Origin of the sequence: Pseudomonas chlororaphis subsp. aurantiaca, from assembly GCF_013466605.1 — a bacterium.
GTDB lineage: Bacteria > Pseudomonadota > Gammaproteobacteria > Pseudomonadales > Pseudomonadaceae > Aquipseudomonas > Aquipseudomonas chlororaphis_I.
Genome location: NZ_CP059162.1, coordinates 1,804,957 through 1,820,298 on the forward strand (window position 1 = coordinate 1,804,957; position 15,342 = coordinate 1,820,298).

Annotated in this window: 15 protein-coding genes; 8 read left to right on the forward strand and 7 right to left on the reverse strand. The window is 66.1% G+C overall.

The features are described from left to right. The 6 genes from H0I86_RS08230 (at position 1) to H0I86_RS08255 (ending at position 5,875) form a co-directional block, all read left to right on the forward strand. Positions 1-1,989 carry a heme lyase CcmF/NrfE family subunit gene (locus tag H0I86_RS08230; protein ID WP_023968332.1) on the forward strand — a complete coding sequence of 663 codons (1,989 nt, stop codon included), beginning with the start codon at positions 1-3 and terminating at the stop codon, positions 1,987-1,989. Further along, the gene (locus tag H0I86_RS08235) at positions 1,986-2,522 is read left to right on the forward strand and encodes a DsbE family thiol:disulfide interchange protein (protein WP_180924649.1); all 537 of its coding nucleotides are present in this window, start codon (positions 1,986-1,988) and stop codon (positions 2,520-2,522) included. Before H0I86_RS08230 ends, H0I86_RS08235 begins: the two co-directional genes overlap by 4 nt. Beyond that, on the forward strand, positions 2,519-2,989 hold the full coding sequence (locus H0I86_RS08240) for a cytochrome c-type biogenesis protein (RefSeq protein ID WP_180924650.1): 471 nt from the start codon (positions 2,519-2,521) through the stop codon (positions 2,987-2,989). Before H0I86_RS08235 ends, H0I86_RS08240 begins: the two co-directional genes overlap by 4 nt. Beyond that, positions 2,986-4,188 carry a c-type cytochrome biogenesis protein CcmI gene (ccmI, locus tag H0I86_RS08245; protein WP_180924651.1) on the forward strand — a complete coding sequence of 401 codons (1,203 nt, stop codon included), beginning with the start codon at positions 2,986-2,988 and terminating at the stop codon, positions 4,186-4,188. The genes H0I86_RS08240 and ccmI overlap by 4 nt, the downstream gene beginning before the upstream one ends. Before the next feature lie 11 nt (positions 4,189-4,199). Next, positions 4,200-4,604, forward strand: coding sequence for a hypothetical protein (locus H0I86_RS08250; protein WP_180924652.1), 405 nt, complete (start codon positions 4,200-4,202; stop codon positions 4,602-4,604). A 128-nt stretch (positions 4,605-4,732) separates the two neighbouring features. Further along, positions 4,733-5,875, forward strand: coding sequence for a hypothetical protein (locus H0I86_RS08255; protein ID WP_180924653.1), 1,143 nt, complete (start codon positions 4,733-4,735; stop codon positions 5,873-5,875). A gap of 18 nt (positions 5,876-5,893) precedes the next feature. Here the strand turns inward: H0I86_RS08255 and H0I86_RS08260 are convergent, their stop codons facing one another. Together H0I86_RS08260 and H0I86_RS08265 are read right to left on the reverse strand one after the other, a co-directional pair. Beyond that, a complete protein-coding gene (locus tag H0I86_RS08260) occupies positions 5,894-6,799 on the reverse strand; it encodes a LysR family transcriptional regulator (protein ID WP_180924654.1) in 906 nt (301 codons plus the stop codon). Positions 6,800-6,870: 71 nt separating this feature from the next. Continuing rightward, complete coding sequence (locus tag H0I86_RS08265) at positions 6,871-8,079, reverse strand: MFS transporter (protein WP_180924655.1); 1,209 nt, start codon at positions 8,077-8,079, stop codon at positions 6,871-6,873. Between the two features lie 262 nt (positions 8,080-8,341). Here H0I86_RS08265 and H0I86_RS08270 point away from each other — a divergent pair, with 262 nt between their 5' ends. Next, positions 8,342-8,971 carry a DUF5666 domain-containing protein gene (locus H0I86_RS08270; protein WP_180924656.1) on the forward strand — a complete coding sequence of 210 codons (630 nt, stop codon included), beginning with the start codon at positions 8,342-8,344 and terminating at the stop codon, positions 8,969-8,971. 103 nt (positions 8,972-9,074) lie between these two features. Beyond that, a complete protein-coding gene (locus H0I86_RS08275; RefSeq protein ID WP_180924657.1) occupies positions 9,075-9,524 on the forward strand; it encodes a RidA family protein in 450 nt (149 codons plus the stop codon). A gap of 53 nt (positions 9,525-9,577) precedes the next feature. Here the strand turns inward: H0I86_RS08275 and H0I86_RS08280 are convergent, their stop codons facing one another. The 5 genes from H0I86_RS08280 to H0I86_RS08300 all read right to left on the reverse strand — a co-directional run bounded on the left by H0I86_RS08280 (position 9,578) and on the right by H0I86_RS08300 (position 15,341). Then, on the reverse strand, positions 9,578-10,576 hold the full coding sequence (locus H0I86_RS08280) for a sulfate ABC transporter substrate-binding protein (protein ID WP_180924658.1): 999 nt from the start codon (positions 10,574-10,576) through the stop codon (positions 9,578-9,580). 108 nt (positions 10,577-10,684) lie between these two features. Further along, positions 10,685-11,530 (reverse strand): ion transporter, encoded by an 846-nt coding sequence (locus H0I86_RS08285; protein ID WP_180924659.1) that lies wholly within the window; start codon positions 11,528-11,530, stop codon positions 10,685-10,687. A gap of 21 nt (positions 11,531-11,551) precedes the next feature. Continuing rightward, positions 11,552-12,475 (reverse strand): urea transporter, encoded by a 924-nt coding sequence (locus H0I86_RS08290; protein ID WP_180924660.1) that lies wholly within the window; start codon positions 12,473-12,475, stop codon positions 11,552-11,554. 180 nt (positions 12,476-12,655) lie between these two features. After that, positions 12,656-14,071, reverse strand: a complete 1,416-nt coding sequence (gene pyk, locus H0I86_RS08295) for a pyruvate kinase (RefSeq protein WP_180924661.1) — start codon at positions 14,069-14,071, stop codon at positions 12,656-12,658. Beyond that, positions 14,061-15,341, reverse strand: a complete 1,281-nt coding sequence (locus H0I86_RS08300; protein WP_180924662.1) for a glycerate kinase type-2 family protein — start codon at positions 15,339-15,341, stop codon at positions 14,061-14,063. The genes pyk and H0I86_RS08300 overlap by 11 nt, the downstream gene beginning before the upstream one ends. Between the last annotated feature and the right edge of the window lies 1 nt (position 15,342).

Below are 15,342 nucleotides of genomic sequence, written 5' to 3' on the forward strand. Positions count from 1 at the left end.
ATGACATCCGCAATCTTCATTCCCGAGCTCGGCCATCTGGCGATGATCCTGGCTCTGTGTTTTGCCCTGGTCCAGGCCGTGGTGCCGCTGCTCGGCGCCTGGCGCGGCGACCGTCTGTGGATGGGCCTGGCGCAGCCCGCGGCCTGGGGCCAGTTCGCCTTCCTGACCTTCGCCTTCGGCTGCCTGACCTACGCCTTCATGGTCGATGATTTCTCGGTGGCCTATGTCGCCAGCAACTCCAACAGCGCCTTGCCCTGGTACTACAAGTTCAGCGCGGTGTGGGGCGCCCACGAGGGCTCGTTGCTGCTCTGGGCGCTGATCCTCGGTGGCTGGACCTTCGCCGTGTCGGTGTTCTCCCGGCAGTTGCCGCAAGTGATGCTGGCGCGGGTGCTGGCGGTGATGGGCATGATCAGCACCGGCTTCCTGCTGTTCCTGATTGTCACTTCCAACCCCTTCGCGCGGATCCTGCCGCAGGTGCCCGGCGACGGCCGCGACCTCAACCCGCTGCTGCAGGACATCGGCCTGATCGTGCACCCGCCGATGCTCTACATGGGCTATGTCGGTTTCTCCGTGGCCTTCGCCTTCGCCATCGCCGCCTTGCTCGGCGGGCGCCTGGACGCGGCATGGGCGCGCTGGTCGCGGCCCTGGACCATAGTCGCCTGGGCATTCCTCGGCATCGGTATCACCCTCGGCTCCTGGTGGGCCTACTACGAACTCGGCTGGGGTGGCTGGTGGTTCTGGGACCCGGTGGAAAACGCCTCGTTCATGCCGTGGCTGGTGGGCACCGCATTGATCCACTCGCTGGCGGTCACCGAAAAGCGCGGCGTGTTCAAGAGCTGGACCGTGTTGCTGGCCATCGCCGCGTTCTCCCTGAGCCTGCTGGGAACCTTCCTGGTCCGTTCCGGGGTGCTGACTTCGGTCCACGCCTTCGCCTCGGACCCCGAGCGCGGCGTGTTCATCCTGATTTTCCTGCTGTTCGTGGTCGGCGGTTCGCTGACTCTGTTCGCCCTGCGTGCGCCGGTGGTCAAGAGCCAGGTCGGTTTCAACCTGTGGTCGCGGGAAACCCTGCTGCTGGGCAACAACCTGGTGCTGGTGGTGGCGGCCTCGATGATCCTGCTGGGCACCCTGTACCCGCTGGTGCTGGACGCCCTGACCGGGGCCAAGCTGTCGGTCGGCCCGCCGTACTTCAACGCACTGTTCATCCCGCTGATGGCGCTGCTGATGGTGGTGATGGCGGTCGGCGTGGTGGTGCGTTGGAAAGACACCCCGGTCAAATGGCTGGTGAGCATGCTGACCCCGGTACTGCTGGGCAGCGCCGCGCTGGCGGTGGTGGCCGGTATTGCCTATGGCGACTTCAACTGGGCGGTGCTGGCGACCTTCATGCTGGCGGCCTGGGTATTGCTCGCCGGGGTCCGCGATATCTTCGACAAGACCCGCCACAAAGGCCTGGTCAAGGGCCTGCCGGGCCTGACCCGCAGCTACTGGGGCATGCAACTGGCGCACCTGGGCATCGCGGTCTGCGCCCTGGGCGTGGTGCTGTCGAGTCAGAACAGCGCCGAGCGCGACTTGCGCCTGGAACCGGGCGAGTCCATGGACCTGGCCGGTTATCACTTCATCTTCGAGGGCGCCAAGCATTTCGAAGGCCCCAACTTCACTTCCGACAAGGGCACGGTGCGGGTGGTCCGCGACGGCAAGGAAATCGCCGTGCTGCACCCGGAAAAACGCCTCTACACGGTACAGAACTCGGTGATGACCGAGGCCGGGATCGACGCCGGTTTCACCCGTGACCTCTACGTCGCCCTCGGCGAGCCGCTGGGCGAGGGCGCCTGGGCCGTGCGGGTGCACGTCAAGCCGTTCGTGCGCTGGATCTGGTTCGGCGGCCTGCTCACCGGTTTCGGTGGCCTGCTGGCGGCCCTCGACCGGCGTTATCGGGTCAAGGTGAAGACCCGGGTGCGCGAAGCCCTGGGCATGACAGGAGCCACTGCATGAGACGCTGGATAATGTTGTTGCCGCTGGCGCTGTTCCTGCTGGTGGCGGTGTTCCTTTACCGCGGGTTGTACCTGGACCCGGCCGAGTTGCCGTCGGCGATGATCGACAAGCCGTTCCCGGAGTTCTCCCTGCCGTCGGTGCAGGGCGACAAGACCCTGACTCGCGCCGACCTGCTGGGCAAGCCGGCGCTGGTCAACGTCTGGGGCACCTGGTGCATTTCCTGCCGGGTCGAGCACCCGGTGCTGAACAAGCTGGCGCAGCAGGGCGTGAACATCTATGGCGTCAACTACAAGGACGTCAACGCCGATGCCCTGAAATGGCTGGCCGAGTTCCACAACCCTTACCAGCTGGATATCCGCGACGAGGAGGGCACCCTGGGCCTGAACCTCGGGGTGTATGGCGCACCGGAAACCTTTTTCATCGACGCCAAGGGCATCATTCGCGACAAATACGTCGGGGTGATCGACGAAGCGGTGTGGCGCGAGAAACTGGCCGCCAAGTACCGGGCCCTGGCCGATGAGGCCAAGCCATGAAGCGCTGGCTGGCCGCGGCCGTCCTGGGCCTGAGCATCGCTGGCGTGGCTCAAGCCGCGATCGATACCTACGAGTTCGCCAACGATGCCGAGCGCGAGCGCTTTCGCGAGCTGACCAAAGAGCTGCGTTGCCCCAAGTGCCAGAACCAGGACATCGCCGACTCCAATGCGCCGATCGCCGCGGATTTGCGCAAGGAGATCTTCCGCATGCTCGGCGAAGGCAAGGACAACCAGCAGATCATCGATTTCATGGTCGACCGCTATGGCGACTTCGTGCGCTACAAGCCGGCCCTGACCGGCAAGACCGCCTTGCTCTGGTTCGGCCCCGCCGGCCTGCTGCTCGGTGGTGTGGTGATCATCGCCGTGATCGTCCGGCGTCGGCGCGTAGAGCGCAGCGACAGCCCGAGCACACTTTCCGCCGAGGAGCGTCAGCGCCTCGACCAACTGTTGGATAAAGACCGCGAATGATTGATTTTTGGCTCGCCGCAGGCCTGCTGCTCCTGGTAGCCCTGAGTTTTCTGCTGATTCCGGTTCTACGCGGCCGTCGCGCCCAGCGTGAAGAGGATCGTACCGCGCTGAACGTGGCGCTTTATCAAGAGCGTGTGGCCGAGCTGCAAGGCCAGCAGGCCGAAGGCGTGCTCAGCGCCGAGCAGATGGACAGCGGCCGCGCCGAAGCCGCGCGCGAACTGCTGGCCGACACCGAGGGCGCCGAACCGGCCCGGGTGTCCGGCCTGGGCAAGCCGCTGCCGTTGCTGGCGGCGTTGCTGGTGCCGCTATTGGGCCTGGGCCTTTACCTGCATTTCGGTGCCAGCGACAAGGTCGAGCTGACCCGTGAATTCGCCCAGGCCCCGCAATCCATGGAAGAGATGACCCGCCGCCTCGAGCGCGCGGTCGCCGCCCAGCCGGATTCCGCCGAAGGCCTGTACTTCCTCGGTCGTACCTACATGGCCCAGGACCGCCCGGCGGACGCGGCGAAGATCTTCGAGCGCACCGTGGCCCTGGCCGGCCGCCAGCCGGAACTGCTCGGCCAGTGGGCGCAGGCGCAGTACTTTGCCGACGGCAAGAAATGGTCGGACAAGGTCCAGGCCCTGACCGACGAAGCGCTGAAGGCCGACCCGAAGGAAGTCACCAGCCTCGGCCTGCTGGGGATCGCCGCCTTCGAAGGCGAGCGTTATCAAGAGGCCATCGATTACTGGAACCGCCTGCTGGCGCAACTGCCGGCGGACGACAACTCGCGCGCCGCGCTGCAGGGCGGTATCGACCGGGCGACCGAGAAGCTGCCGGCCAGCGGCGGCAAAGTGGCCCAGGCGCCCGCGCCCAAGGCCGCCGCGCTGCTCAAGGTGCGTGTCGACCTGGCCGCCGATCTGAAAGCCAAGGTGCAGCCGGGCGACAGCGTGTTCATCTTTGCCCGCGCCACCTCCGGGCCGCCGGCGCCGCTGGCGGCCAAGCGCCTGACCGTGGCTGACCTGCCGGTGACGGTGGAGCTGGGGGATGCCGACGCGATGATGCCGCAGTTGAAACTGTCGAACTTCCCGGAAGTCCAACTGGTTGCACGCATTTCCCGCGCCGGCCAACCGACTGCCGGCGAGTGGGTCGGTCGTAGCAAGCCTTTGGCCAGCAGCACCACCGTGCCGCAACAACTGACCATCGACAGCCCGGATAAATAAGAGAAGCCGCCATGACCACCATTGCCCGCATCACCCTGTTAACACTGGTCCTGGGGTTGAGCGCCTGTGCGGTCCGGGAGCCGACGCCGCCCGAGACTCTGCCGCCGATTCCGCCGGCGCAGCCCAGCACCAAGCCGACGCCGCCCAGCACCCCGAGCAAACCCGCTACGCCGATCAAGCCGGCCAAGCCTTTGCCGCGCACTTCCGCGAGCTTCGCGCCGCCACCGGGTGGCAACAGCCACTGGGATCCGCGCCTGGGCGTCTATGTGCTGGATAACCAGACCAACACCTTCTACCGCCAGCGCACCTACTACCGCTGGAACAACGGCTGGAGCCGCTCCATCAGCCCCGACGGGCCATGGGAAGAGACCGATATCCATGGTGTGCCGTCGGGGCTGGGGCGCCAGTTCCAGTAAACGGCTTCCAGTAAGCGGCTTTCGGTAAGCCGCGACCACTGAGCGGAGCGCGGGCGGGTCCGGTTCAAGCAGCCGGTTGGATGGCCGATACCCCGGGGTGTTCCTGAGTATCGCCATCCGAGCGCCCGATGAAGAAAAGCCTGAACAAACCCTATTTCGCGCCCATGGCCTTCTGGCTCTGTGTTGTCGTTGTCCTGCTCGCCCGGCATGGCTTCGCCGATGTCGAAGTGCCGCAGCTGATCTACTTCTCCCTGGCACCGGTGTACCTGCTGGTGCTGTTCATCTTCCTCTACTACTTCTTCTGCTGGAGCTTCATCTCGGTCTTTCCCCTGGGCGAGGTCGGCTGGAAGCGCGTGGATTATGGCTGGCTGCTGCTGGCCTCGCTGGCGCTGATCAGCGAGACCCAGAACGTCAGGACCGAATGGTTCCAGAGCGACTATCGACTGGCCGAATCCCGTGAAGCCGCGACCCAGAGGCGCCTCAAGGCCGAGATCGACGATCTGTTGGGGCCGGATCATTGCCGTGCCGCCGCGACTGCCCATAGCGCCGCCGATGCCGCGCAGGTGAACGAGCTCTGTCAGCGTTTTGCCGCCCTAGAGAGAACGGCGCAGGGACAGCTGACGGCGCTCTCGGTGGGGACGGTGGTCCAGGCGCTGGATGAGCTTCGCGCCCGGTATTCGGCGCCGCCCGTCTTGGCCTGGCTCGGTCGGCTGGATGAAACCCTGGGCGACCGGCGCAAGGCCCGGGGCGAGGTGTCCAGGCTGTACCCGCTGACCCGCGCCACCAACGCCGAGATCGTCTATCGCTACTTCGTTCCGGTATTGCTGGTAATCGCCCTGGCCCTGCGGGCCTCGAAGGTCACCGGCGAGGTGCTGCTCAAGGCCCCGCGCAAGCGCAAGGTGTGGATGATTATCAACCGGCGCATGGTGATCGACGGCCTGGGTTTTGTCCGCGGCGCCCGCAGCCGCTTCGACGAAGCGCTGCACAACTGGCGCGTGGCGAAATGGGACGTGGTGCACCTGGCCTGTCCGTTCCTGCCCGAGGTCAGCCCCCAGGACACCCGGGTCGCGGTGGCGCCGGGGTTCTATGAAAACGAGTTCCAGCTAGCGTCTGTCAGTACTTTCGAGCAGTGCGGCTTCGTCGAGTGGGCGGCCAGGCAGTCGATCGAAACCCTGTACCTGGTGGGCGAGACCGACCTGGCGCTGATCGAGCGGGTGCGCCAGTGGGGCGAGACAGCCAAGGTCGAAGTGCTGGTGCGCGAGCGGATCTGAATCCGCGCGCACCCCGGCTCAGCCTTGGGCAGCGTCTGGCCCGGGGTTGGCCAGCAACTGCTGGACAAACTCGACGAAGGCCCGGGCCTTGGCGCTGGTCAGCCGCCCGCTGGGAAACACCGCCCATAGCTCCTGTCGGGGCAGCGTCCAGTCCGGCATCGCCTCGCGCACCGCGCCGCTGGCCAGCTCGGGAGCGAACATCCATTGCGAGGCCAGGGTCAGCCCCTGGTGGGCCAGCACCGCCTCGCGCAACCCCTCCGCGGCACTCACGCGAATTCGCCCGCGGACCGTCACCGACTGCTGTTCGTCACCCCGTTCGAAGCGCCAGTGGGCACCGCCGCCGAGGCTGTAGATGATCGCCTGGTGCTTGCCCAGATCGGCGGGGCAGGCGGGTTCGCCGTGGCGGGCGAAGTAGTCGGGGGTGGCCAGCACCACGCGCCGGCATTCGCCGATCCGCCGCGCGGTCAGTCCGGAGTCGCCCAAGGGCCCCATGCGCAGGGCGACGTCGATACCGGCTTCCACCAGATTGATGTTGCGGTCATCCAGCACCACGTCGATGTCGAGGTCGGGATGGCGCTCGAGAAAGGTCCCCAGGTGCGGCACGACATGCAGGCGGGCGAAGGTCACCGCGGCGCAGATCCGCAGGGTACCGCTGAGCCCCGTACCGGCCCCGCGCGCCGCGAGATCGGCTTCGTCGGCCTCTTCGAGGGCCCGCTTGGCCCGCTCGAAAAACGCCATGCCGGCCTCGGTGGGCGTCAGGCCGCGGGTCGAGCGCAACAACAGCCGTACCGCAAGCCGCGCCTCCAGCTGGGCGATGGTTTTCGACACGGCCGGCTGGCCGATATCCAGAAGCCGGGCGGCGGCGGAAAAAGACCCGCTTTCCACCACATGAACGAAGGTTTGCATGGCTGCCAGCCGGTCCATCGAGACTCCTTGTGTTTGAACGATCGGGAATGACCCCTCGGTGTTGCGCCCTGAGGAGGGCCAGGATCCACTCAGGCGGTGACGGGCAGGGCCTTCTGCGAGGTGCTCAGGAAACGCAGCAGGGCCAGCAGCGGCAAGGCACTGCCGACACCGACTATGCCCAGCCAGCCGGCGTGTTCGTACACGGCGCTTGCAATCGACGAGCCGACGGCGCCGCCGATGAAGATGCTGGTCATGTACAGCGCGTTGAGGCGGCCGCGGCTATGGGCATCCAGCGCGTAGATCGCGCGCTGGCCAAGGACCATGTTCATCTGCACGCAGAAATCCAGGACCACGCCGGTCACCGCCAGGCCGATGACGCTGTAGGCCGGGTGGATAAAAGCCGGTAGAAAACTCAGGGCGGCGAACAGCATGGCCAGCAACGAGGCGACGCGGGTATGGCCGGCATCCGCCAGGCGTCCGCTGATGGGCGCGGCGATGGCGCCGATGGCCCCGACCAGGGCGAACAGGGCGATCTGGCTTTGCGACAGGCCATGGTTGCGCGCCAGTTCCAGCGGCGCCGCGGTCCAGAACAGGCTGAAGGTGGCGAACATACAGGCCTGGTAAAACGCTCGCTGGCGCAGCACCGGTTGCTGGCGCAGCAGAGTGCCCAGCGAACCCAGCAACTGGCCGTAGGTGGCGCTGTGGGCGGGCTGGCGCTTGGGCACGGTCAGCAGCAGGACCACACTGATGGCGGCCATCAGCACCGCGGCGGCGATAAACATGGCGCGCCAGCCGAACAGGTCGGCCACCACGCTGGACACCGGGCGCGCCAGCAGGATGCCCAGCAGCAGGCCGCCCATGATGCCGCCGACCACCCGGCCACGGGATTCCTCCGGCGTCAGGTGCGCGGCCAGGGGAATCAGGATCTGCACCGACACCGAGCTGAAGCCGATCAGCAGCGAGACCAGCAGAAAGGCGTTGGGCTGCTCGGTGAACGCGGCGCCCAGCAGACTGGCGATGGCCACCAGGCTGGTGAGGATCATCAGCCGGCGGTTTTCCAGCAGGTCGCCCAGGGGCACCAGGAAGAACAGGCCCAGGGCGTAGCCGATCTGGGTCAGGGACACGATCAGGCTGGCCATGGTGCTGCTCAGGCCGATGTCTGGGGCGATCAGCTCGATGATCGGCTGGGCGTAGTAGATATTGGCGACTATGGCGCCGCAGCAGAAGGCGAACAGCAGCACCATGCCGCGGGTCATGGTCGTGGTGGCGGCAGGCAGCCGCTGGGTCGTGGCAGTCATGGCGATTCTCGTTGCAGCGAAAGGGATGCGGGCGAGGCTAAGGGGCTGGCCCGTGACGCGGTAGAAGCTGACGAGCGATAGCATTCATGCCATGCAGGAATAAATGCCTGGCGAGACCGGCGCAGAGCGGCAGACGACCGGCCTCGCGTTGCGATGATACATTTACTTACATTCAGTTCCATAGCTCGCTGGTTGTTCCACCGACGCTGGAGTGCTTTCGTTTCGACGTCTGTGCCACCTTTCATCACAGGAAGCCCGTCCCATGAATCTGTGTCTTCGCCGCCTGCTCGGCGGCGCTCAAGCGATCACCCTCGGTGCACTGCTGCTGGCCGGCCCGGCCCAGGCCCAGGACGCGCCGGGCATGCGCATCGGCGTGCGCGGGGAAATCACCAGCATCGCTGGCGACGCGGTGCGGGTCCATGTCAACAGCGGCGAGAACGTCACCATCAACCTCACGCCGCAGACCCAGGTCCGCGCCGTGACCCTGGCCAATATCGAGGACATCAAGCCCGGCAGCTACATAGGCTCGGCCGCCGTGCCGCAGGCCGATGGCAGCCTCAAGGCGTTGGAGGTCCATGTGTTTCCACCGCAGATGGCCGGTACCGGCGAAGGCCATCGGCCCTTCGACCTGGTCGAGGGCAGCAGCATGACCAATGGCCACGTCGGCGACCTGGTGGTGAGCAACGGCCGGACCCTGACCGTCAACTACAAGGGCGGCCAGCAGACGATCCTGGTGCCGGACGACGTGCCCATCGTCAACCTGGTGCCGGGCGACCGCAGCCTGCTCAAGGCCGGGGTCAAGGTGGTGATGTTCGTGTCCCAGAGCGCGGACGGCACACTCACCGCGCAGTCGATCTCCGCCGGCAAGGATGGGGTGACGCCGCCGATGTAGCTGGCAGGCTGTTGTTGCCAGGTGTTTCAACGGCCTGGTTTCGGATGGCCTTGGGATGGGGCTTGGCTTAGGGTTTGCGGTCGTCTATCGCAGCGGAGTTCCCATGCATAAATCAGTCTTCAATCCGCCCAGTGTCTTCAATTCCATGCAGTACGGTTTCAGCCAGGCTGTGGAGGTGCGCGGTGGGCGGCGCCTGCTGCTGTCCGGCCAGGTGGGTGTCGATGAGCGCGAGGTCTGCGTCGGCCCGGGGCTGTGCGAGCAGACCGAGCAGAGCGTCGACAATATCGCCCGGGTCCTGGCGGCGGCGGGCGGCGACCTGAGCCACGTGGTCATGCTGCGGATCTACATCGCCGAAGCGGCCCGCGACCGGCAGGAGCAGATCAGCCAGGTCCTGTTGCAGCGTTTCCCGCAGCAGCCGCCGGCGTCCTCGTGGATCGTCGTCAGCGGCCTGTCCCTGCCCGAGTGGCTGATCGAGATCGAGGCCGAGGCGATGTTGCCTGAGCTGCACGAGGTTCGGGGCGCCGCCCTGGTCGATGTGGCCGCCGGGCTTTAGGCGCCGGCAATAAAAAAGCGACCCGAGGGTCGCTTCTTTCATGGGCCGGCTGGTTATTTCCCGCCGTAGATCTGGTCAAAGACCCCGCCATCGTTGAAGTGGGTCTTCTGCACGGTGCGCCAGTCGCCGAAGGTTTTTTCCACCGACAGGAAGTCGACTTTCGGGAAGCGGTCGGTGTATTTGGCCAGGACTTTCGGGTCCCGTGGGCGCAGGTAGTTGTTGGCGGCGATTTCCTGGCCTTCCGGCGACCACAGGTACTTCAGGTATTCCTCGGCCGCGGCGCGCGAGCCTTTCTTGTCGACCACCTTGTCCACCACCGACACCGGCGGCTCGGCTTCGGCGGAGACGCTTGGGTAGATGACTTCGAACTGATCGCGGCCGAATTCGCGGGCGATCATTTCCGCTTCGTTCTCGAAGGTCACCAGCACGTCGCCGATCTGGTTGGTCATGAAGGTGGTGGTGGCGGCACGGCCGCCGGTGTCGAGCACCGGCGCCTGCTTGAACAGCTTGCCGACGAAGTCCTTGGCCTTGTTCTCGTCGCCGCCGTTCTTCAGCACATAACCCCAGGCCGACAGGTAGGTGTAGCGGCCGTTACCCGAGGTCTTCGGGTTCGGCACTATCACTTGCACGCCATCCTTGAGCAGGTCCGGCCAGTCTTTCAGGGCCTTGGGGTTGCCCTTGCGCACGATGAACACGGTGGCCGAGGTGAAGGGCGCGCTGTTGTTCGGCAGGCGGGTCACCCAGTTGTCCGGCACCAGCTTGCCGTTATCCGCCAGGGCGTTGATGTCGGTGGCCATGTTCATGGTGATGACGTCGGCCGGCAGGCCGTCGATCACCGAGCGCGCCTGTTTGCTGGAACCGCCGAAGGACATCTGCAGGGTGATGTTCTCGTTGTGCTCGGTCTGCCAGTGCTTCTGGAAGGCCGTGTTGTAATCCTTGTAGAAGTCTCGCATCACGTCGTAGGAAACGTTGAGCAGGGTCGGGGCCGCCTGGGCGACGCTGCCCAGTGCCAGGCCGGCGGCCAGGAGAGAGGCGCTAACGAGTTTTTTCACTGCACATTCCTTTTTGTTGAGAGTGAAGTATTCGAGAGTGAAGGCAATTTGCCGCGACTATAGCCGGGGCGGTATATCTCTTTAAAGATTAAAAAGTGCTTTGCTTATTCAGTTTTCCTGAACCCCTTTCGGGAACAACGCATTGCCACACCGCGAGCAGAACGCGGCGCCGTGCTCATGGTCGTTCTTCCTGCACACCGGGCAGTCGTGCTTGAGCTGTTCGCCGCGCAGGGCATTGGCCAGTTCCGCGGTGAAGATCCCGGTGGGCACGGCGATGATTGAGTAACCGGTGATCATCACCAGGGACGAAATCACCTGGCCCAGCGGCGTCTTCGGCACGATGTCGCCAAAGCCCACGGTGGTCAGGGTGACAATGGCCCAGTAGATGCCCTTGGGGATGCTGGTGAATCCGTGCTCGGGCCCCTCGACCACATACATCAGGGTGCCGAACACCGTGACCAGGGTCGACACGCTGAGCAGGAACACGATGATTTTCTGCTTGCTGCCGCGCAACGCCGACATCAGGTAGTTGGCCTGCTTGAGATACGGGCTGAGCTTGAGCACGCGGAAGATGCGCAGCATGCGGATCACCCGGATGATCAGCAGGTACTGGGCGTCGCTGTAATACAGGGCGAGGATCCCCGGCACGATGGCCAGCAGGTCCACCAGCCCGTAGAAACTGAAGGCATAGCGCAACGGCTTGGGCGAGCAGTACAGGCGCAGGCCGTATTCGATGGCGAAGATCAGGGTAAAACCCCATTCGATATAGGCCAGCACATTGGCGTAGTTCTGATGCACCTCGTCGATGCTGTCGAGGATCACGATCACCAGGCTGGCGAGGATGATCAGCAACAGGGTGCTGTCGAAGCGTCGACCGGCCACGGTGTCGGTCTGGAAAATCATGACGTAGAGACGCTCACGCCAGTGCTTGTCGATGGCCGTGCTGTTGTCCATGTTGTTCGCCTGAATCGAAGGTCAGCGAAGCCTAGGGGGATTGCCCCCGGTAGCGCAAGGCGTGCTGTCCACGGTGGCCTGGCGCAGGACTCGGATTGCTGCACGGACCAGCCAGCAGGCGAGGATAAAGGGCGCGGTCAGAGCGGGCAGGCCCAGCGCGGCGAAGCCCGGGGTGAGCAGCAGCGCCAGGGCCATACCCGGCAGCGCCAGCCAGGACCGGCGGCGGTCCTGGCTCAGGGCCAGGGCCACCAGGGCGCTGTTGTAGCCGCCAAGGCCCAGCAGGGCGCCGATAGGTTCCTGTTGCAGCAGGGCGAAGCCCAGGCCCGCCGCCGAACCGAACAGCGCCCAGGCAGCCGCCCGGCGATCAGCCAGCAGCAACCCCAGGGCGATCAGCACTCCGGCCAGCGGATGCTCGAGGAACATCACCTGGCCGAGCCCCTGGATCAGTGCCTGCAGCAGCCCCGGTGCATCGGGCTCGACCCAGGGCACGTCGACGCTGGCGGGCAGCGGTGCGGCCAGGCCCAGCAGCAACCAGCCGAGGCCGACAAAGGGCGCGGTGTAGGCCGGCAGGCAATATTGATCGCGGGCGCGTTTGAGCCATTGCTGGGTGAGGATCGCGCTGAGGCCGCCGCAGGCGATGATCAGCGATGGCAGCAGCACCGACCAGTCGAAGCGCAGGCTCAGGAGCAGGCCGAGCAGGACCCCGTTGTAGCTGAACAGCCCGGCTTGCCGGTCGGCCTTGGCATAACCCCGGCGCTGTGCGGTGAGCAGCCCGGCCACGCCGCCCAGCAGCGCACCGCCGAGCAGCGCCGGAGCGGTCAGCAGGATGGCCAGCATGCACAGCAGGCCGCACAGCGGATGGCGCTGGAGGAAAATCTGGCTGAAGCCGTTGAGCAGGGCGGTGGCCCAGTCGGGGCATTGGACGTTGAAGTGTTCTGAAGGCATGAGGGTGGGCTCTTGTAGCCGCTGCCGAGCACAGCGAGGCAGCGATCGGGCGCGTAGCGGCCGTCAATCAGGCAATGCCGTGTTCCAGGCAAATCCAGTGCTCGGGCCTGGCGAGGACTGCGTCGGAATGCCGCCCACCTCGATCGCAGCCTCGCTGTGCTCGGCAGCGGCTACAGAGGCTCAGATCAGGGTTTCGATGCGCAGCGAGTTGGTCGAGCCCGGCTGGCCGAACGGCACGCCCGCGGTGATCAACAGGGTGTCGCCACGTTTGGCCATGCCTTGCGCCTGGGCGATTTCCAGGGCGGTGGAGCAGACTTCGTCGACCTGGCGCAGGCGATCGTTGACCACCGAGTGCACGCCCCAGGCCACTGTCAGGCGACGCGCCGTGGACAGGTTCGGCGTCAGGTTGAGGATCGGCACCGTCGGCCGTTCCCGGGCCGCGCGCAGGCTGGAGCTGCCGGACTCGCTGTAGTTCACCAGTACCGCCACCGGCAGGATGCTGCTGATGCGCCGGATCGCGCAACTGATGGCATCGGACACCGTGGCTTCGGCCTGGGGCCGGCTGACGTCGAGCTGGGCCTGGTAGTCCGGGCCGCTTTCCACCTGGCGGATGATCTTGCTCATCATCTGCACCGCCTCCAGCGGGTATTCGCCGGAGGCGGTTTCCGCCGAGAGCATCACCGCGTCGGCGCCTTCGGCCACCGCGTTGGCCACGTCCGTGACCTCGGCCCGGGTCGGGGCGGGGGAGAAGCGCATGGATTCGAGCATCTGCGTGGCCACCACCACCGGCTTACCCAGCTGGCGGCAGGTGCCGATGATGCTCTTCTGGATCTGCGGCACGCTTTCGGCCGGCACCTCCACCCCCAGGTCGCCACGGGCCACCATGATCGCGTCGCTCAGTTCGGCGATCTCGCGCAATTGGGTGACTGCCGAGGGTTTCTCGATCTTGGCCATCAGGAACGCCTTGTCGCCGATCAGCGCGCGGGCTTCATGAATGTCCTCGGGTCGCTGCACGAACGACAGGGCAACCCAGTCCACCCCCAGCTCCAGGCCGAAGTCCAGGTCGCGGCGATCCTTGGCGGTCAGCGGGCTGAGGTCGAGCACCGCTTGCGGGACGTTGACGCCCTTGCGGTCCGACAGTTCGCCGCCGTTGAGCACCGTGGTGTCGATGGCGGCGGCGTGCTTGGCGGTGACCCGCAGGCGCAGCTTGCCATCGTCCAGCAGCAGGTCCATGCCCGGCTCCAGGGCTTTGAGGATTTCCGGGTGGGGCAGGTTGACCCGGCGCTGGTCGCCCGGGGAGCTGTCCAGGTCCAGGCGCAGGGCCTGGCCACGGTGCAGCTGGACCTTGCCTTCGGCGAACGTGCCGACCCGCAGTTTCGGGCCTTGCAGGTCCATCAGGATGCCCAGCGGGTAGTTCAGCTGTTTTTCGACTTCGCGGATCCACTGGTAACGCTGGGCGTGATCGGCGTGGTCGCCATGGCTGAAGTTGAGGCGGAAGATATTCACCCCGGCCTGCACCAGCTCGCGGATGTCGTCGATGCCGTCGATGGCCGGGCCGAGGGTGGCGAGGATTTTGACCTTTTTGTCAGGCGTCATGTTTGGGGCTCTCGAGGATCAGGATGGCGCGGAAGTCGTTGACGTTGGTACGGGTCGGCTCGGTGACGATCAACCCGTCCAGGGCCGCGAAGTAGCCATAGCCGTTGTTGTTGTCCAGCTCGTCGCTGGCATTCAGGCCCAGGGCGGCGGCGCGGGCGTAGCTGTCCGGGGCCATGATCGCGCCGGCGTTGTCTTCGGAGCCGTCGATGCCGTCGGTGTCGCCGGCCAGGGCGTAGACGCCGGGCAGGCCCTTGAGGCTCTCGGTCAGGCTCAGGAGGAACTCGGCATTGCGCCCTCCGCGGCCATTGCCGCGCACGGTGACTGTGGTTTCACCGCCGGACAGGATCACGCAGGGCGCCGCCAGCGGCTGGCCATGCAGCACCACCTGGCGGGCGATGCCGGCGTGGACCTTGGCCACCTCGCGGGACTCGCCTTCCAGGTCGCCGAGGATCAGCGGGCTGAAACCGGCCTGGCGGGCTTTCACTGCGGCGGCCTCCAGCGATTGCTGCGGCCGGGCGATCAACTGGAAGTGACTGCGGGCCAGGCTCGGGTCGCCGGGCTTGACGGTTTCCGACTCCGGGCTTTGCAGCCAGGTGCGCACCGCCGCCGGTACCTCGATGGCATAACGCTTGAGGATCGCCAGGGCCTCGGCCGAGGTGCTGGGGTCGGCCACGGTGGGGCCGGAAGCGATGACCGTGGCCAGGTCGCCCGGTACATCGGAAATCGCGTAGGTGTAGACGGTGGCCGGCCAGCAGGCCTTGGCCAGGCGGCCGCCCTTGATCGCCGAGAGGTGTTTGCGCACGCAGTTCATCTCGCCGATGCTGGCGCCGGACTTGAGCAGGGCCTTGTTGATCGACTGCTTGTCCGCCAGGCTGATGCCCGCGGCGGGCAGGGCCAGCAGGGCGGAACCGCCGCCGGACAGGAGGAAGATCACCCGGTCCTGTTCCGTCAGGTCGCTGACCAGTTCCAGCACGCGCTTGGCCACGGCCAGGCCGGCGGCATCGGGTACCGGATGGGCGGCTTCGACCACTTCGATTTTTTCGCAGGGGGCGCCGTGGCCGTAGCGGGTGACGACCAGCCCGCTGACTTCGCCCTGCCAGCAGCGTTCGACCACCTGGGCCATGGCCGCGGCGGCCTTGCCGGCACCGATGACGATCACCCGGCCGCTGCGGTCGCTGGGCAAATGGGCTTCGAGGACGTGCTGCGGGTGGGCGGCGTCGATGGCTGTGGCGAACAGCTCACGGAGGAATTGTTGCGGATCGACCGACATG